We start from the raw sequence: 18,076 nt of genomic DNA, 5'->3' as shown, positions 1-18,076 counted from the left end.
GAGGAGGCTTCAATTCGCCCCGGACGGAACATTACGATTCGTCCATTTTTGCGGCGGGCAATCCATTTGTCTCATCGGCCTGGCCGGAACGGCGGGCACGCACCTGCTGCTTGCGTCTCGAGAGATTTTCCCTGAGCTTTTCGGCGGCGCGCTCGCGGCGCAGTTTCGCCTGTGCCTCGATCGCCTCTTTACGGCTCTGCTGGCCGGTTTCGGTCTTGTCGTTCATGTGAACAGAATTAGCCGAATTCGCGCCGATCCAAAAGTCCCCTGCACCTCTATCCACGCGAAGTTGGATTTTGCGGCTTGCGCTTATCGTCAAGCTGTGGCAATAGCCGCCCCGTTCCCGCAATTGAGCCGGCTGGCTCCATGCGGATCTGGTCCTGCTGCCGTAGCTCAGTGGTAGAGCACACCCTTGGTAAGGGTGAGGTCGGTGGTTCAATCCCACTCGGCAGCACCAGTTTTCTCTTAGGCCGCGGACACTATTTCGCGCTCGTTCCGCCAGCCTGGCGACAAACGGGAAGCAGAATGCTGCCATTAGCATAGACGGGAATTTCAGTGACTTCGAGATAATAAGGTAGGAACGGGGATGACTCCCACCGTTGGATCAGTTCGCCGGTTACCACCACCTCACCTGGGATTGGCGCGTGGGGTAGCGCATTAACCCCATCAAAAATGCCCTCGACATACCATCGATCAAGGCTTTCTGATACTATCCAGGCGGCGATATCTATCGTCTCCCCCTTCACCAGTCGCTCAAGGTTGTTGCGTAAATATTCCCGCTGCATTTTGGGGATGATTTCAATGGAGATACGCGTCAGGAGAGCGTCTTCGGCTGATATCTCTGCGCCGCCGGCGAACGCCGGCATTGCCAGCGCCACTGAGAGAAAAGCAGCCTGAATCAAATTTCGATCGAAACCCATGTCGAGCCCCCAGCTTTCCGAGCACGGTAGCGGTAGCAGCGCGCTAGCGCCATACAACTTATCTGCGACTACTCAAAATTGCTCCGGTCGCGCACACCCAGGCGATCCGCCTCACTCAAGCTGGCATTCGCCTGATCAGCAACAAACGATTCACCATTGTTGACGGCAAAAATCGCGCTAGAATGCCTACCATGGCGGCGTCCGTCCTGAGAATGGGAGGCGCAGCATCCTGTTTCTGTCGACAATCGTGGAGGAGCATCGATGGCAACTGAACGATGGAACAGCCCGGTCACGGTCGGTTTCGAAGATGCCGATGCGCGAACGGTTACCGGGCCGTTCGATGCGTTGAAATGCCTGGCTGATTTCTGGCCGAGTTCGCGCGGGCTTCATTATATCAAGGCGCGCAGCACCTGCCGGGCAGCGCTCGACGGGCGCAAGAGCGTGGAGGAGGCGAGAGCCGAGTTCCTGGCGGCGGCCGAAGAGGCGAAGCTGAAGCTGCATTGACCCAACAAGGGCATCAGGTCGTTTCCGATTTGGTCAGCAAACCGTGCCGGAACGATACATTGTTTAATTTTCACTTAACCCTGCATCGAGGGGGTGCGGGGTTTTGGCGCAAAGGGCGTTGCGCCTGAGCCAGCTGTTTCGATAGAAAACATCCAGCCGTCATGATGACGGTCAGAGGCTCGTCATCCGGAAACGCAGGCGAGCCTCGTTCGAGCGGATCGGTTTCAGCAATCCGCGCCGGCCTCATTCTCCATCTCGATATATCCCACACCGATGATCGTGCCGTCAGCCGCGCGGATGAAGGACGGCAGGTAGTGCGGCTCCGCCGGCTCGCAGGCGACACTGCCGGTATATTCGTTGAGGGCGATCTGATCCTTCGGCAAAGCGGAATAATCCATGCCCGTCTCGAGCGATGCATAGGCTGAGCCGGCAAAGACGCCGCAGCCGATGATCAGGGTGGACGCCCAGAGGCGAAGAAGCGTCTGCATGATGGTCTCCAGCGTTTCGGGTCGGCTTTTCAACACCTGGGGCGGCGCTTTGGTTCCCTCAACGCCGCAACAGCCCACTGCGCATCAGTCAGCCCTTGGTGAAAGAGGCCACGCTTTCCATATCTGTCGGCAGTCTGAAGAGGGATGACTGCGATGAAAGCGTTTCTGCCCGCCTTGTTTGCCGGGGTATTGCTAGCCGGCTGCTCCTCGGCCGATACGGCCGCGCTCGAACCGATTCCCGGCAGCATCACCTATGGCGGCCAGCCGCGAACCAAGCTCACCAAGTCGCCGGTCGGCAGCGCGGTCTATAACCAGTTCTACAACGAGACGGGCCAGCGTGTGGAGGAAACCTATATTCTTCAGCCGGACCGCAGCCTGAAGCTGGTACGACGCGAAGTGGGACCGGATTTCCCTGATTGAGGATCGCCGCGCCGCAGGCTTGACAGCGGGCGAAATCGCGAACATTCAAGGAACATCTAATCTTCTCGCAGTGATTCTGCGGGAGCCCGACCGGACGGCTGGATGTATCTCGAAAAGCTCAATCCCCAGCAGCGCTTAGCCGTCGAGCACGGCACGCTCACCGACGGCAGCCATATTGCCGGGCCGCTGCTGGTCATTGCCGGCGCCGGCTCCGGCAAGACCAACACGCTGGCGCATCGCGTCGCCCATCTGATCGTCAAGGGCGCCGATCCGCGCCGCATCCTGCTGATGACCTTCTCGCGCCGGGCAGCCGCCGAGATGGCGCGGCGTGTCGAGCGCATCTGCCGCGATGTGCTGGGTGCCAATGCCGGCGTCATGGCCGATGCGCTGTCCTGGTCCGGCACCTTCCACGGCATCGGCGCGCGGCTGCTGCGCGATTATGCCCAGCAGATCGGCCTCGATGCCGATTTCACCATTCACGACCGGGAAGACAGCGCCGATCTGATGAACCTCATCCGGCACGATCTCGGCTTCTCCAAGACGGAAAACCGCTTTCCGGCCAAGGGCACTTGCCTTGCGATCTATAGCAGGGCGGTGAATTCGGAGACCGCACTCGATCAGGTGCTGCGCGACGCCTTTCCCTGGTGCGCGGCGTGGGAGCAACAGCTGCGTGAGCTTTTCGCCTGCTATGTCGAGGCGAAGCAGGCTCAGAACGTGCTCGATTACGACGATCTCCTGCTCTACTGGGCGCAGATGGTCGGCGAGAGCGTGATTGCCGAGGATATCGGCAGCCGCTTCGACCATGTGCTCGTCGATGAGTATCAGGATACGAACAGGCTGCAGGCCTCGATCCTGCTGGCGCTGAAGCCCCAAGGGCAGGGGCTGACCGTCGTCGGCGACGACGCGCAGTCGATCTATTCCTTCCGTGCGGCGACGGTGCGCAATATCCTCGATTTTCCCGGTGCCTTCAGCCCGGCCGCTAATGTCGTCACCCTCGACCGTAATTACCGCTCGACGCAGCCGATCCTGGCGGCGGCTAATGCCGTGATCGATCTGGCCTCAGAGCGCTTCACCAAGAATCTCTGGACCGAGCGGCAATCGGCGGAGCGGCCGCGCCTCGTTTCGGTACGCGATGAGGCCGAGCAGGCGCGTTATATCGCCGACAAGGTGCTCGACAACCGCGAGGAAGGCCTGAAACTCAAACAGCAGGCCGTGTTGTTTCGCGCTTCGCACCACAGCGGGCCGCTGGAGGTCGAGCTGACCCGGCGCAACATTCCCTTCGTCAAATTCGGTGGCTTAAAGTTTCTCGATAGCGCCCATGTCAAGGACATGCTGGCCGCGCTGCGTTTCGCCCAGAACCCGCGCGACCGGGTGGCCGGCTTCCGGCTGATGCAGATCCTGCCGGGCGTCGGGCCATCGACGGCGCAGAAGGCGCTCGACCTGATGGCCGAGGATGCGCGCCCGATATCGGCGCTGGCCGAAATGCCGGCGCCGCCGCGTTCCGGCGAGGACTGGACTGATTTCGTTGCCATGCTGCAGGAGCTGAAATCCGGCAAGGCCGGTTGGCCGGCGGAGATCGGACTGGCGCGGCAATGGTACGGCCCGCATCTGGAACGGCTGCATGAGGACGCCGCGACCCGGCAGGCCGATCTCCTACAGCTCGAACAGATCGCCGGCGGTTATGCCTCGCGCGAGCGTTTCCTCACCGAACTCACGCTCGATCCGCCGGATGCGACCAGCGACCAGGCCGGCGTGCCGCTTCTCGACGAGGATTATCTCATCCTTTCCACCATCCATTCCGCCAAGGGTCAGGAATGGACGAGGGTCTTCATGCTGAATGTCGTCGACGGCTGCATTCCGAGCGATCTCGCCGTCGGCGCCACCGCCGAGATCGAGGAAGAACGCCGGCTGCTCTACGTCGCGATGACGCGGGCGAGAGACGGCCTAGATCTGGTCGTGCCGCAACGCTTCTTCACTTATGGGCAGAACGCGCAGGGCGACCGGCACGTCTATGCCTCGCGCAGCCGCTTCATTCCCGCGACGCTGCTGCAGTTCTTCGAGGCCTGCAGCTGGCCGCAGGTGAAATCGGACGCCGCCGCTCAAGCGCAGGTGCGGCAGGTGCGCATCGATGTCGGCGCCCGCATGCGCGGGATGTGGCGATAGAGCGCGCCGCATGAAGCGTAGTTCATGCGACGCGTTTGGGTTGGGCGCTCAGTAGTCCCAGAAGACCGGCACCCAACGGAAGGCTTCCCCGTCCACCGCTACCCGGCCGACGGACGGGAACGGCAGGTGCGTGGCCACCAACTGTTCGCCGGTCGCCGCCAGCTCCCGCAAAAGATCGAGGCGAACGCGAGCCGCTTCTTCGGGATCATGTTCGAAACCATTGTACCAGTCGGGGTGCTCGAACCCGACCGCGAACACCGCATCGCCGGCGAATGTCAACCTGTCACCGCCGGACGCCAGGCGAACCACGCTATGTCCGGGGGTGTGGCCGCCGGTGCGACGAACGACCACCCCGGGCGCCACCTCGGATTGCTCGTCGAACAGCGTGAGATGGCTGCCATACTCGCTCAGGAACCGTTTTGCCGTCGCCCGAAGCGCGTCCGGGAAGCCGGGCGGCATGGACACGTGGCTGAAATCGGGTGCTTCCCAGAACTTGGCCTCGGCGGCCGCCACGTGGATCCTGAGGTCGGGGCGCAACCGGTCCTTGACCCCTTCGACCAGCAAGCCGCCGATGTGATCCATGTGCAGGTGCGTCAGCACCACGTCGGTCACGGATGCCAGATCGATGCCGGCGCCTTCCAGTCGCTTGATCAACTGACCCGCGCGCGGCAAGTTCAAGTCCGGATCCAGCCCCAAGCCGGCGTCGATGAGGATGGTCTGCCCGCCGCTGCGCACCAGGACCACGTTCAGCGCCCAGTCGAAAGCGTCCCGCGGCAGGAACATATCGTCCAGCCAGACTGCCCGGTCGGCCTCCTCGGCGTTATGTCCCAGCATCGCGGTCGGAAGCGGCAGCACACCATCGCTGATGATCAGCACTTCAATTTCGCCGATCCGCACCGCGTAACGCGACGGAACCAATTCTTCATGTTTCGGACTGCCAGGCTCCTGCTGACCAGGCGTACGGGTTCTTGCTTCTGCCTGCGACATGATGCGCTCCTGTTTTGATCGAGAGATGTCGGTTATGGGTCACGTCGCGGACACTATGCCGAAGCGTATCTGGCGGTCGATCAGGTCAAGGGAGAGAGAAACCTAGGCTTTAGGACAGGGCGGCCTATGGTTTCGTCGCGTCGCGCCCGGAGATTTGGTATTGAAGAGACTGGCAACAGGAAGCAAAAGGCTCTCACCCGCCCCACGGTGCCGCGCATTCGGCATTCAGAGGATGACAGCGTCAGAGTGATAGCGGCGGGTCGGCCGGTTTCAAGAAACGTTCGACAGTTGCCGGCTCCACAGCCTCGACTGATGCCGGCGACCATTTCGGATTGCGGTCCTTGTCGATGACGGCGGCGCGAATCCCTTCGAAGAAATCGGGATTATGCAGCATCTGCAGGCAGGCGCTGAGCTCGCGGCCAAGGCATTCGGCAAGTGAGGCGCTGCGGCGGCCGGCTCTCAGAAGCCGCAAAGCGAGCTTCAAGCTGGTCGGCGAGCGCGTCAGTAGCACGCGGCGCGTCTCGGCAGCGAACTCGCCCTCCTCCCCGGCGAGCGCCGCTAGGATCTCCTCGACGCTGTCGAAACGAAACGCGCGATCGATCACCGCCGCGTTCTGCCGCAGTCGGCTCTCGCCCTGGAGTTCGGCAAACGCCTGCAAGCAGGTATCGACATCAATCGACGAACTGCCGAGCGGCAGGCTCGACAGTGCTTCGATCACTTCGCCAAGCCGCGAAGAGGCGACCTGAACATCGGCGAGACAGGCATAGATCGCGTCCACAGCAGCAATGTCGAGCCCGGTCAGGCCGAGCCATGTTCCGGCTTCGCCGGGTGCCTTCGGCAGCAGCCATGTGGCGCCGACATCGGGGACATAGCCGATGCCGGTTTCGGGCATGGCAAGCCGCGTGCGCTCGGTGACGATGCGATGGCGGCCGTGCGAGGACAGACCGACGCCGCCGCCCATGGTGATGCCGTCCATCAGCGCGACATAGGGTTTGGGATAGACGGCGATCATATGGTTGAGGCGGAATTCCTCGCGCCAGAAGGTTCCGGCGAGATCATTGCCGGCGCGGGCGCTTTCATGCAAGGCACGGATATCACCGCCGGCACAGAAGCCGCGTTCGCCTTCGCCCGTTATCACGACGCTCGCCACGTCGGATTCGGAGGCAAAGCCCTGAAGGGCTTCGGCAAGCGCGCGGATCATCGGCAGCGTCAGACTGTTCAGCGCCCGCGGCCGGTTGAGCCGGATGATGCCGGCAGTGCCCCGCCGTTCGATGATCACTTCGCTGTGCTGCATGGTTCACCTCGTCTGTTGAACCATGCATAGACGAGGATGCGGCATCGCTCCAGAGTATTTGCGGGCGAGCACCGATCGATTGCTCAGGCCGACAGGGCGTCTCGGGCTGACGCTGCGGCTTCGCAGCGGCCCGCATATTCGATGGCGAGTTCCAGCGGCAGAGGCCGTGAGAAATAATAGCCCTGCGCCAGACGCACCCCCATCGCCTTCAATCCCTCGGCGATCGCTTCGCTTTCCACGCCTTCGGCGACCGAGGCGATGCCGAGATTCTGACAGAGGTTGGCGACCGAGCGAGTGATGTTCATGCAACGGGCGTCGCGATCGAAATTCATCACGAAACCCTTGTCGATCTTCAGCTTGTCGAAGGCAAGGCGATGAATATGGCTGAGGCTCGAAAAGCCGGTGCCGAAATCATCGAGGGCGATCGAGATGCCGGCGGCGCGCAGCATCGTGATCACCCGGTCGGCCGTGTCGAAATCGGAGAGCAATGCGGTTTCGGTGATTTCGAATTCGATGCGCTTTGGGTCGACGCCGGAGCGGGTGATCATGGCAAGCAGCGCCATCGAGGTCTCATGATCGCAGATATCGCGGGCCGAGAGGTTGAAGGAGAGCCTCAGATGCCGCGGCATGATCGCCAGCGCTTCGAGCGCCTGGGCAAAAAGGATGCGCGTCATGCGACCGATCACGGCCGTGCGCTCAGCGGCGGGAATGAAGGCTGTGGGACTGATGCGTCCGAAACGGGCGCTATCCCAGCGGGCGAGCGCCTCATAAGCGACGACGCGGCCGCTCTTCAATTCGACGATCGGCTGGTAATCGAGCTTCAATTCCCCGGCGAAATCGTTTGCCTGCAGCTCGAGTTCGATCAAGTGGCGCTGCGTCAGGATCTTTTCGTGTTCGGCAGAGAAGAATTCGACGCCGCTGCTGCGCTTGCTCTTGACCTGGTAGAGGGCGAAATCGGCCTTCTCGTAGAGATCTTCGGCGGTGTATTCGCCGAGATCGGGATAGACGATACCGCAGGAGCCGAAGACGCGCACCGAGCCGTCGGGGATTTCGATGGGATCACGGACGGCGGCGCAAAGCGCCTGGCCGAGATCGGCGACCGCCTGGTGCGTCATCGATGAGGGGAAAATGATGCCGAATTCGTCGCCGCCGAGACGGGAGACGATACCCCCCTCGCCAACCAAAGCAGTGAAGCGTCGGGCCGTTTCCTTGAGCACGAGATCGCCGGCGGCATGGCCGAAAACGTCGTTGACGGGCTTGAAGCCGTCGAGATCGATAATGCCGAGAACGGGCGGCGAGAACGGATTCTTCTGCAACCGTTCTTCCAGGGAGAGAAAGAAGCTGCGGCGATTGGCAAGGCCGGTCAGCTGATCATGCAGCGCGTTGCGGCTGTTGACGAGGTTCAGCTCCTCGGCCTCCGCCTGCTTCTTCTTCAACTCCTCGGTCAGTTGCACCAGGCCGACGAAATTCTGGAAATAGCTGTTGATCACCCTGAGGAAGGGTAGGATCAGGAAGAGGCCGCTGACGGCGGTCGCCACGAAAACGGGATTGCCGGAGAACATGAAGGTGGTGATCATGGCGGAGAAGGTGATGACCGTGGTCATCGCCGCAGCCATCGGCAGATGCATCAGGCAGAAGATGCAGGAAATGCCGGTCACGACGAGGAAATAGGCGATCTGGCCTTGCTGCGACGCATCGCCATATTGGTAAAGCGCGATCGACCAGCTGCCGAAAGCGACGGTCAGGATGCCGGCGCCCGATATCGTCACCTTCATCAGGCGATAGGCCCGCTCGGCGGTGATGTTTTCCTTGCCCCTGATCTCCCACCAGCAGAGACGAAAGAAACAGACGACGCTGAGCGCCAGGGGAATGTAGAGCGACAGCCACAGCGGCGCGGATTTCAGATGGGTGATCGCCACCGCCAGCGCATTGATGATCAGCAGGATATAGAGAATGGGGATCTGCGACGACAGGGCCTGGAACTGCGCCATCAGAAGCGTCGGATTGTCTTTTTGCAGCTGCAATGAAGCCAGAAAGTTCTTCATCTTCTCTTATCCGTCGGCCGGAGCCAGCCAGAGAAAGTTGGTGTTTCCTTATTCACGTCACATCATGCGAGACCGCGGGTGCGGAGGTAACCGGGCCGTTGCCGCCAGGCGCCGATTAAAAGGATGCGGCGGCAAGTGCCCGGTGGATGCTGTGCAGGTCGTCGACGTTTCTGTTCGACAGGAAGAGTTCCCAATCGAGCGAACTCTGGACGATGGTCTCAAGCGAATCGTAGCGGGGCTTCCAGTCGAGCACCTGCCGGGCGAGCGAAGGATCGGCGACGACGCTGGCCGAATCTCCGGCGCGCCGCGGCGCCATGTGAATCTTGAAGGAATGCCCGTGCAGGCGGGTGACCATGTTCAAAACGTCGAGCACGGAATAGCCGCTGCCATAACCGCAATTGGCGACGAGCGGGCCCTTGTCCCTGCGCAGGTGCTGCAGCGCTTTCAGATGCGCATCGGCGAGGTCGGTGACATGGATGTAGTCGCGCACACCGGTGCCGTCATGGGTGGGATAGTCGATACCGTAGACATGGACGCTGTCACGCTTGCCGAGCGCTGCCTCGCAGGCAACCTTGATGAGGTGCGTGGCGCCCGAAGTCGACTGGCCGGTGCGGTGGTGCGGGTCGGCGCCGGCGACGTTGAAGTAGCGAAGCGCGACATAGTTGAAATCATAGGCGGCGGCGGCATCGCGCAGCATGAATTCGGTCATTAGCTTCGACTGACCGTAAGGATTTTCCGGATTGAGGGGTGCCGTCTCCTTGACTGGCAGGTCCGTCTGCTGCTGGCCGTAAACGGCGGCCGTCGAGGAGAAGACGAAATTGCGGATGCCAGCCCTGACCGAGGCGGAAAGAAGCGCCCGGGTCTTGCCGGAATTGTTGTCGTAATAGGAGAGCGGATCGGCGACCGAAACCGGCACGACGGCGGAGCCGGCGAAATGGATGATCGCCTCGATGTCGTTTTCGATGAAGATCTTCTTCAGGATGTCGGGGTCGGCGATGTCGCCGAGATAAAAACGCGCCGCCGGCGCCACCGCCCAGCGGAAGCCGGTGGAGAGACGGTCGAGCACGACCACATCCTCGCCGGCATCGATGAGCGCCCAAACCATGTGACTGCCGATATATCCGGCGCCGCCCGTCACCAAAACCGCCATGCCCCACACCCCACTTCCATTTATAAGCAGGGGCATCAGGCGCCGGTTTTCTTTCCAATTTTCTTATCACGGCCCCGTCAGAAGGCTTTTGAACGGGTATGTTTAGAGTCGTGGTTAGAGGCCGATTTCGGTCTTTGCTACAGTTTTATCGATCGGGCGATTCCGGCACGAAATCGTCCCGGCAGTGCGTGCGCCCCGCCCCTCTCAGCGCTTGAGAATATAATCGCAGAGACGCTCGGCCGCGATCGCCACCTGGGCGGGGTCGCGCAGGAAACAGGCGCGCAGGAAGAGCTCGCCGCCGGCGCCGAAGGCAGTCCCGGGAGCAAGGCCGACGCCTGTCTTGTCGACGACGTCGATGGCGGCGCTGCGGCTATCGGCAACGCCGTCGATCTTGAGGAACGCATAGATCGCGCCGTCCGGCTTCAGCGTCTCGACCCGATTGGTGGCAATCAGCGCGTCGCAGAGGACATCGCGCGACCGCGCCGCCTTGGCGATATTGGCGGCGACGAAATCGTCGCCTTGATCGAGGGCTGCGACGGCGCCTTTCTGCATGAACTGCGCCACGCCCGATGTCGAATATTGGATGAGATTCTCGAGCACCTGGCCCATCTCGGGCGGTGCGACGATCCAGCCGACGCGCCAGCCGGTCATCGACCAGTTTTTCGAGAAGGAATTGACGAAGACGATCTTGTCGTCCGGCTCCATCACGTCGAGGAACGAGGGCGCGCGGCCGCCGGCGAAGTAATAGAGGGCGTAGATTTCATCCGCCATGATCCAGAGATCATGTTTACGGGCGAGCGCCAGGATATCGCCGAGATCTTTCTTCGTCGCCGTCCACCCCGTGGGGTTCGACGGGGTGTTGATGAAGATGCCTCTGGTCTTGGATGTGATGGCGGCTTCGACGCGGTCGAGATCGACCGTCCATTTGCCGCCTTCGAACTGCAGCGTGACGCCGACCGAGCGCGCGCCTGCTATTTCGAGGGCTGCGGCAATATTCGGCCAGGCGGGGGTGAGATAAACGAATTCATCGCCAGGCGAAGTCAGCGCCTGCACGCAGATCTGGATCGCCTGCATGCCGGAGCCGGTGACATAGAAATGCTCGGCCGGAAGGCGGAGGGAAAAATGCCTGACATAATAATCCGACAGCGCCCGGCGAAGCTCAGGAATGCCGCGCTGCCAGGTATAGAAGGTCTCGCCTGACGCAAGCGCATCCATCGCCGCCCTGCTGATGAAATCCGGCGTCGGAAGGTCACCTTCGCCCACCCAGAGCGGCAATAGGCCCTCGCGGCCACGGGCATAATTGACGACTTCGACGATCCCGCTTTCTGGCGCCGCTATGGCGCGCGGGCTGAGGCTTTTCACGATCGACATGCATATCTCCGGTTTCCGCCTTCATAGCGGATTTGTGCCGGCAAATCCTATGATAACAAATGATGGCATATCGATTTTCGTGATGAATAGCGGCCCGCTCGAACGCGGGCCGAAGACCGGTCAGACGGCCGGGCGGTTGGCCAAGAGATCGCGGATCTCGGTCAGCAGCTGGACGTCGGCCGGCGGCGGCGGCAATTGTTCCGGCTCCTGCTTTTCCTGACGCTCGACCTGCAGGCGCAGATAATTCACCGCCTTGACCATCAGGAAGATAATCCAGGCAAGGATCAGGAAATTGATGAGGACGGTGAGGAAGCTGCCATAGGCGAAGACCGCCCCTTGGGCGCGGGCGGCGGCCAGCGTCGGCGCGTTGACGGCCGACGACAGCGGCAGGAAATAATTGGAAAAATCGAAGCCGCCGAAAATGGCGCCGACGATCGGCATGATCAGGTCGTCGACCAGAGATTTGACGATGCCGCCGAAGGCGCCGCCGATGATGACGCCGACGGCCAGATCCATGACATTGCCGCGAGCGATGAAGGCCTTGAAATCGTTGAGCATCGGTTGCGTCTCCCTTCGATGCATTTCAGAGAGTATGCGATGGGTTTCATTAGCACCATCTTCACTGCAATTAATCAATCGGCAATCGCAATTATTTGGCGATACCCCCCGCGGTCTTTGACTTAAGGCCTAGACGGGCGGGAATTTTCAACGCCTCTGAAATGACTTAAGCTGAATGGGTTGCGGGAGGTCCCGGCGGGTTTTCCGCCGGCGGAGGGTCAATGCTTCCAGGCTGGGTCATATTCGCGTCTGCCTTCGGCTATCTGCTGCTGCTTTTCGCCGTGGCAAGCTATGGCGACCGCAAGAAGCGCGGCCCAGGCGCTCTCGAAGGCGGATGGCCGGTGGTCTACGCACTCAGCCTGGCGATCTACTGCACCTCCTGGACCTATTTCGGCAGCGTCGGGCTTGCCGCACAGCGCGGGTTGGAATTTGCCGGCATCTATATCGGCCCCATTCTGGTCTTCACGCTCGGCATGCCGCTGCTTCGCCGCATCATCGAGCTTGCCAAGGCCGAGAAGCTCACCTCGGTTGCCGATTTCGTCGCCGCGCGCTACGGCAAGAACCCGACGGTCGCCACCATCGTGGCGCTGATCTCGCTGATCGGCACCATTCCCTATATCGCGCTGCAGCTGAAGGCGATCTCCAGCACCGTCAGCGCCATGGTCAATCCGTCCGATTACGGCATCGGCAGCGGCAATCTCTATTTCCTCGATCTGCCGCTGCTGGCAACGCTGGTGCTTGCGTGCTTCGCCATCATGTTCGGCACCCGGCACACGGATGCGACCGAACACCAGGACGGGCTGATCCTCGCCGTCTCGATGGAATCCGTCGTCAAGCTCGTCGCCTTCCTGACGGCCGGCATCTGCGTCATCTGGTTTCTCTTCGACGGCCCGAGCGATCTCTGGCAGAAGACCGTCGACAATGGGCTTGTCATGTCGGCGCTGAGTTACCACACGCCGATCAGCCGCTGGATCACCCTGATCCTCCTGTCGGCCTTCGCGATCATTCTGCTGCCGCGGCAATTCCACGTGACGGTCGTCGAAAACCGGACGCCGAAACAGCTGAAACTCGCAGGCTTCCTGTTTCCCACCTACCTCATCGCCATCAATCTCTTCGTGCTGCCGGTAGCGATCGGCGGGCTGCTGACCTTCGGCGGCGCGGGCAATGCCGATTTCTACATGCTGTCGCTGCCGCTCGCCGGTGAGATGCCGGTGGTGTCGCTGATCACCTTCATCGGCGGCTTTTCCGCGGCAACGGCGATGGTGATCGTCGATTCCGTGGCGCTGTCGATCATGGTGTCAAACGACATCATCATGCCGATCTTCCTCAGGCGCAAACTCGCCGGCCGCGCCAGCCAGCGCGACAATTTCGCCAAGACGCTGCTCAATATCCGCCGCAGCGCCATCTTCGCGGTGCTGCTGTTCGGCTACGCCTATTACCGCTCGACCGACAGCACCGCCGGTCTTGCCTCGATCGGCCTCCTTTCCTTTGCCGCCATCGCGCAGATCGCCCCGGCGCTCATCGGCGGGCTGATCTGGCGGCGGGCCAATGCCCGCGGCGCGATCCTCGGGCTTTCCTCCGGCTTCGTCATCTGGATCTACCTGCTGTTCCTGCCCTCGCTCGGCGGCCCCGACTATTCCTATGTGGCGAGCGCCGTGCTCGGCTTCATCTTTCCGGGCACGACGCTGTTTGCCGCGCCCGATGCCGACCCGTTGGTCAATGCGACCGTCATGAGCCTGCTCGTCAACACCGCCTTCTTCATCGTCGGCTCGCTCACCCGCAATGCCAGGCCGCTGGAGCGCATCCAGGCCGGCATCTTCGTCAAGCGGCATTCACGCTCGCAATTTGCGACGCGCGGCTGGAAGACCCGCATCAGCGTCGGCGATCTCAAGGCGGCGATCTCGCGCTATCTCGGCGAAGAACGCATGCAGCGTTCGCTGACGACCTACGAACAAAGCTCCGGCCGCAAGCTGGAAGACGAACAGCCGGCCGACATGGCGCTGATCCATTTCAGCGAACAGCTGCTCGGCAGCGCCATCGGCTCGTCCTCGGCCCGGCTGGTACTGTCGCTGATCCTGCAGAAGATCGAGGATGCCTCTTCCGACACCGCCTGGCTGCTCGACCAGGCGAGCGAGGCACTGCAATATAACCAGGACATGCTGCAGACCGCGCTTTCGCAGATGGACCAGGGCATCGCCGTCTTCGACAGTTCCAACCGGCTGACCATCTGGAACCGGCGCTTCCGGCAATTGCTGGATCTGCCGGAAAGTGCCGGCCAGGTCGGTTTCCCCCTGTCCGAGATCGTCACCACGCTCAGTCAGCGCGGCGATATCGCGCCCGGCGATCTCAGCCAGACGGTGCGGCATTTCCTGACGCTCGACAAACCCTTCTCGCTGGTGCTCGGCGGCGGCGAGCGGATCATCGAAGTGCGCTCCAACGCCATGCCGGACAAGGGGATCGTCGCCACCTTCACCGATATCACCCAGCGCGTCAGCGCCGACCAGGCGCTGAAGCAGGCGAATGAGACGCTGGAGCAGCGCGTCGCCGAACGCACGGCGGAACTGACCCGCGTCAACCGCGAACTCGGCGAGGCGCGCGCCGCCGCCGACGAGGCGAATATCGGCAAGACCCGCTTTTTCGCCGCCGCCGGCCACGATATTCTGCAGCCGCTGAATGCCGCCAGGCTCTATTCCTCCGCACTGGTCGAGCGCATGGCGCAGTCCGATAACAGCCCGATCGTGCGCAATATCGACTCCGCGCTGGAATCGGTCGAAACCATTCTCGGCGCCGTGCTCGACATATCGAGGCTCGATACCGGTGCGATGCGGCCGCGGCTTGCCTCCGTCGCACTTTCCGATCTGCTCGAACGGATCGAGACCGATTTCGCGCCGATCGCCCGCGAAAAACAGCTGAAGCTGGTGGTCATGCCGACATCGCTCAGGGTCCGCTCCGACCCCAACCTCCTGCGCCGGCTGGTGCAGAACCTGGTTTCCAACGCCATCAAATACACGATAACCGGCAAGGTTCTGGTGGGCGCGCGGCGGCGCGGCAACCAGGTGATCATCCAGGTGATCGATTCCGGCATCGGCATTCCGCCGTCGAAATTCCGCACGGTGTTCAAGGAATTCGCCCGGCTGGACGAAGGCGCCAAAACCGCCTCCGGCCTCGGGCTCGGCCTTTCGATCGTCGACCGCATCGCCCGCGTGCTAAACCATCCGGTCGAGCTACAGTCGACGCATGGCAAGGGCACTGAATTTCGCATCGCCATGCCGCTCGACATCTCGCGCCCGGCCGAGGCCGCAGCCGCCGCCGTCCCCGCCGACCGCCCGGGGCAGCCGCTCAAGGGGCTGAAGATCCTCTGCATCGACAACGAGCCGAAGATTCTCGAAGGCATGCGGCTGCTGCTCAGCGGCTGGGGTTGCGAGGTCACGGCGCTGGATTGCCTCGCCGAGGTGATATCGAGCGACGGCCGCGACGGGCCGCCGGATCTCGCCATCGCCGACTATCATCTCGACGACGGAACCGGCATTGCCGCGATCCTGCATCTGCGCCGGCAGTTCGGCGCCGATATTCCGGCTTTGCTTGTGACCGCCGACCGCACGCCTGAAGTGCGCAGCGAGGCCGAGCGATATGGCATCGCCGTCCAGCACAAGCCGGTGCGGCCGGCAGCACTGCGCGCCTATATCACCCAGATTTCCGGCCTCAAGCGTGCGGCCGCAGAGTAAGTCAGTCCGCCGTGTTCATGACGCGGGCGACGAGATCGCTCACTCGCGCGGTATCCGGCACGTCGCCGAACAGGATGCGGTACATGATCGGCGCCACGAGCTGATCCATGACGCGATCGACATCCGGAAAGCGCTCGCCGCGGGCCTTTGCCCGCTCGGCGATGACGACGATCTGCTGGCGGGTATATTCGCAGCATTTGCAGGCATTGGCGCCCGCTTGCGCCGCTAGCACATCACGGATCATCTCGCGGCCCGGCCCGGAGGACATTTCCTCGGCATATTGCTCGGCCCAGGCCTGAAGATCGGCCTTGCCGCTGCCGGCATCGACCGGCTGCATATCCGGCCGCAGCCGCTCGACGGCGACATCGGCAAGCAGCGCCTGCAGGTCGCCCCAGCGGCGGTAGATGGTCGACGGCGTCACACCCGCCCTTCCGGCGATCAGCGGGATGGTCACCTCGGCGCGGCTCATTGCGGCCAATAGCTCGCGCACCGCCTTGTGCACGGATGCTTGAACCCTAGCGCTTCTGCCGCCCGGACGGGGATTGTCTTTCACTGCCATGCCTGCAACCCGACTTTTGCCTCTATATGCATGTCGTCGGCCCAAAACCGCTGCACACTTTTGGGCGACATGCATCGATTCCGAAAGTTCAAAATCTTTGACAGCACCATAAACGCAAATAATTTGCCTTTACGAGGCGCCTACATTACATGAAGCTAACGCAACGGCTTAGCTTTAAGGGGGCTTATATATGCTCGCCGCAACCAAATCCAGAGAGAATGCGCCGCGCCCCTCGATCGGCTTTCATGCGCTGACGCTCGCCACCTTCTTCGGCGCTTCCGCAGCGCCGACGCCGCTTTACCGGATCTATCAGGAGAATTTCGCGCTCTCGCCGGTGCTGATCACAGTGGTCTTCGCCGTCTACGCCTTCGCGCTTCTGGCAGCGCTGCTGACGGCTGGTTCGATCTCCGATCATCTCGGCCGCAAGCCGGTGATCTTTTTCGCCCTGGTGCTCGAAATCGTCGCCATGGCGCTCTTCGTCGTCGCCAGCGGCCCCGGCTGGCTGATTGCCGCGCGGATCGTGCAGGGTATTGCAACCGGAATCGCCGGCGCTTCACTCGGCGCCGCGCTCGTCGATGTCGACCGGGCCAAGGGGCAGATTGTCAATTCCATCGCGCCGCTCTGCGGCATGGCGGTGGGCGCGGTCGGCACCAGCGCCCTGATCCAATACGGCCCCTTCCCGATGCACCTCATCTACGCGCTGCTGCTTCTTGCCTTCACGCTGCTGGCAGCCGCCATATGGCTGACGCGCGAGACCGGCGGCAGGCGGCCGGGCGCGCTCGGCTCGCTGATGCCGCGCGTTACCGTTCCGCCGCAGGTGAAGCGGCCGCTGTCGCTGGTGACACCGATCAACATCGCCAACTGGACGCTCGCCGGTTTCTATCTCTCGCTGGTCCCGTCGCTGGTCGCCGGCACGACCGGCAGCGGGGCGCCGCTGACCGGCGGAGCCGTGGTGACCGCGCTGATGGCAAGCGGAGCGATCACCGTCTATCTCAGGCGCGCCAAGAGCGCATCGGCCAATCTCGCTTTCGGCGTTTCGGCCAAGACGCTGGGCATCCTGACGGTCGTTGCCGGCGTTCATCTTGCCAATGTGCCGCTGCTTCTGATCGGCACCGTCTTTACCGGCGCCGGTTTCGGCACCAATTTTCTCGGTTCGATCGGCACCATCATGCCGCTCGCCAAGGCGGATGAGCGGGCCGGGCTGCTGTCGGCCTTCTACGTTCAGAGTTATCTCGCCTTCAGCCTGCCGGCAATCCTTGCCGGCTTCCTGGCGAAATCGGCCGGTTATGCGCTGACAACCGATATCTATGCGACGGCAATCCTGCTGTTGATGGGCGCCGGACTGATCGGCATTCGGGCCGGCCGCCGGAAGGCGGCGGAGAATGCCGTCTGAGGCGCAGTTTACGGCTGCAGATCGAGCAGTGCGCGACCGCTGCCATCCATGGCGAAGGGCACCGAGGCGTGCTGGTGGGCGACCAGCCAGCGGCCACCCTGCTTGACGAGGCCGAGGGTCTGGCGGAACCAGAAATCGACCTCGGCGCCATCGGTCTTCGTCCCGGTCATGCGGGTGAGGCCGCTCCAGAAAGCGACATTCTCGCCGAGCGTCAGCTTGGCATCGCGCACTTCACCGCCGATCGGGCCTTCCCAGGTGTCGAACCAGGCCCGCAGGCCCGCCTCGTCCTTGCCATTGCTGACCAGCGGCGGCGCCAGAGAAAACTCGACGGAATCCTCCGCCTCATAGGAAAGCGCCTCCTCGGCGTTCTTTTCCCCCAGCGCCTTGGCCCGCATCATCAGCATGGCGATAACCGCCTCTTCCTCGTGCCTGGTATTCGCTTCGTCTTTCACATCAGTTCTCCTTATCCGCTATGGACCGAGGACGAACGGGAGGATGA

At 62.3% G+C, this 18,076-nt stretch carries 16 protein-coding genes and 1 tRNA gene; 6 read left to right on the top strand and 11 right to left on the bottom strand.

Annotated elements, in window-relative coordinates:
• Positions 1–31: 31 nt before the first annotated feature.
• Positions 32–226, bottom strand: coding sequence for a hypothetical protein (locus QWJ46_RS18935; RefSeq protein WP_010034782.1), 195 nt, complete (start codon positions 224–226; stop codon positions 32–34).
• A 156-nt stretch (positions 227–382) separates the two neighbouring features.
• Between QWJ46_RS18935 and QWJ46_RS18930 the strand changes: the two genes are divergently transcribed.
• A tRNA-Thr gene (locus QWJ46_RS18930) sits at positions 383–457 on the top strand.
• 22 nt (positions 458–479) lie between these two features.
• Here QWJ46_RS18930 and QWJ46_RS18925 read toward each other — a convergent pair.
• Positions 480–920, bottom strand: coding sequence for a hypothetical protein (locus QWJ46_RS18925; protein WP_302752854.1), 441 nt, complete (start codon positions 918–920; stop codon positions 480–482).
• 261 nt (positions 921–1,181) lie between these two features.
• On the opposite strand from QWJ46_RS18925, the gene QWJ46_RS18920 reads away from it, so the two are divergent.
• On the top strand, positions 1,182–1,424 hold the full coding sequence (locus QWJ46_RS18920; RefSeq protein ID WP_285193378.1) for a DUF982 domain-containing protein: 243 nt from the start codon (positions 1,182–1,184) through the stop codon (positions 1,422–1,424).
• Between the two features lie 224 nt (positions 1,425–1,648).
• On the opposite strand, the gene QWJ46_RS18915 is transcribed toward QWJ46_RS18920, so the two are convergent.
• Positions 1,649–1,912, bottom strand: coding sequence for a hypothetical protein (locus QWJ46_RS18915; RefSeq protein WP_302752850.1), 264 nt, complete (start codon positions 1,910–1,912; stop codon positions 1,649–1,651).
• Between the two features lie 153 nt (positions 1,913–2,065).
• Here QWJ46_RS18915 and QWJ46_RS18910 point away from each other — a divergent pair, with 153 nt between their 5' ends.
• Entirely contained in the window at positions 2,066–2,332 is a 267-nt protein-coding gene (locus QWJ46_RS18910) for a hypothetical protein (RefSeq protein WP_302752848.1), read from the top strand.
• A 102-nt stretch (positions 2,333–2,434) separates the two neighbouring features.
• Complete coding sequence (locus QWJ46_RS18905) at positions 2,435–4,495, top strand: ATP-dependent helicase (protein WP_302752846.1); 2,061 nt, start codon at positions 2,435–2,437, stop codon at positions 4,493–4,495.
• A gap of 48 nt (positions 4,496–4,543) precedes the next feature.
• Here the strand turns inward: QWJ46_RS18905 and QWJ46_RS18900 are convergent, their stop codons facing one another.
• The 6 genes from QWJ46_RS18900 to mscL all read right to left on the bottom strand — a co-directional run bounded on the left by QWJ46_RS18900 (position 4,544) and on the right by mscL (position 11,900).
• Positions 4,544–5,482 (bottom strand): MBL fold metallo-hydrolase, encoded by a 939-nt coding sequence (locus QWJ46_RS18900; RefSeq protein WP_302752844.1) that lies wholly within the window; start codon positions 5,480–5,482, stop codon positions 4,544–4,546.
• A gap of 241 nt (positions 5,483–5,723) precedes the next feature.
• Positions 5,724–6,776 carry an enoyl-CoA hydratase/isomerase family protein gene (locus QWJ46_RS18895; RefSeq protein ID WP_302752843.1) on the bottom strand — a complete coding sequence of 351 codons (1,053 nt, stop codon included), beginning with the start codon at positions 6,774–6,776 and terminating at the stop codon, positions 5,724–5,726.
• An 83-nt stretch (positions 6,777–6,859) separates the two neighbouring features.
• Positions 6,860–8,821, bottom strand: a complete 1,962-nt coding sequence (locus QWJ46_RS18890) for a bifunctional diguanylate cyclase/phosphodiesterase (protein ID WP_184459317.1) — start codon at positions 8,819–8,821, stop codon at positions 6,860–6,862.
• A gap of 115 nt (positions 8,822–8,936) precedes the next feature.
• Positions 8,937–9,971, bottom strand: coding sequence for a UDP-glucose 4-epimerase GalE (gene galE / locus QWJ46_RS18885; RefSeq protein WP_184459318.1), 1,035 nt, complete (start codon positions 9,969–9,971; stop codon positions 8,937–8,939).
• Between the two features lie 204 nt (positions 9,972–10,175).
• Positions 10,176–11,342, bottom strand: coding sequence for a pyridoxal phosphate-dependent aminotransferase (locus tag QWJ46_RS18880; protein ID WP_302752841.1), 1,167 nt, complete (start codon positions 11,340–11,342; stop codon positions 10,176–10,178).
• 120 nt (positions 11,343–11,462) lie between these two features.
• Positions 11,463–11,900, bottom strand: a complete 438-nt coding sequence (gene mscL, locus QWJ46_RS18875; protein WP_302752840.1) for a large conductance mechanosensitive channel protein MscL — start codon at positions 11,898–11,900, stop codon at positions 11,463–11,465.
• A gap of 221 nt (positions 11,901–12,121) precedes the next feature.
• On the opposite strand from mscL, the gene QWJ46_RS18870 reads away from it, so the two are divergent.
• The gene (locus tag QWJ46_RS18870; protein ID WP_302752839.1) at positions 12,122–15,625 is read left to right on the top strand and encodes a hybrid sensor histidine kinase/response regulator; all 3,504 of its coding nucleotides are present in this window, start codon (positions 12,122–12,124) and stop codon (positions 15,623–15,625) included.
• Between the two features lies 1 nt (position 15,626).
• On the opposite strand, the gene QWJ46_RS18865 is transcribed toward QWJ46_RS18870, so the two are convergent.
• On the bottom strand, positions 15,627–16,184 hold the full coding sequence (locus tag QWJ46_RS18865; protein WP_302752837.1) for a TetR/AcrR family transcriptional regulator: 558 nt from the start codon (positions 16,182–16,184) through the stop codon (positions 15,627–15,629).
• A gap of 190 nt (positions 16,185–16,374) precedes the next feature.
• On the opposite strand from QWJ46_RS18865, the gene QWJ46_RS18860 reads away from it, so the two are divergent.
• Positions 16,375–17,577 carry an MFS transporter gene (locus QWJ46_RS18860; protein ID WP_302752836.1) on the top strand — a complete coding sequence of 401 codons (1,203 nt, stop codon included), beginning with the start codon at positions 16,375–16,377 and terminating at the stop codon, positions 17,575–17,577.
• Positions 17,578–17,585: 8 nt separating this feature from the next.
• On the opposite strand, the gene QWJ46_RS18855 is transcribed toward QWJ46_RS18860, so the two are convergent.
• On the bottom strand, positions 17,586–18,029 hold the full coding sequence (locus tag QWJ46_RS18855) for a nuclear transport factor 2 family protein (RefSeq protein ID WP_302752835.1): 444 nt from the start codon (positions 18,027–18,029) through the stop codon (positions 17,586–17,588).
• Between the last annotated feature and the right edge of the window lie 47 nt (positions 18,030–18,076).

Source organism: Rhizobium sp. CBN3 (genome assembly GCF_030518245.1).
GTDB classification, from domain to species: Bacteria; Pseudomonadota; Alphaproteobacteria; order Rhizobiales; family Rhizobiaceae; genus Rhizobium; species Rhizobium aethiopicum_A.
This window is presented reverse-complemented; position numbering and strand designations above follow the sequence as displayed.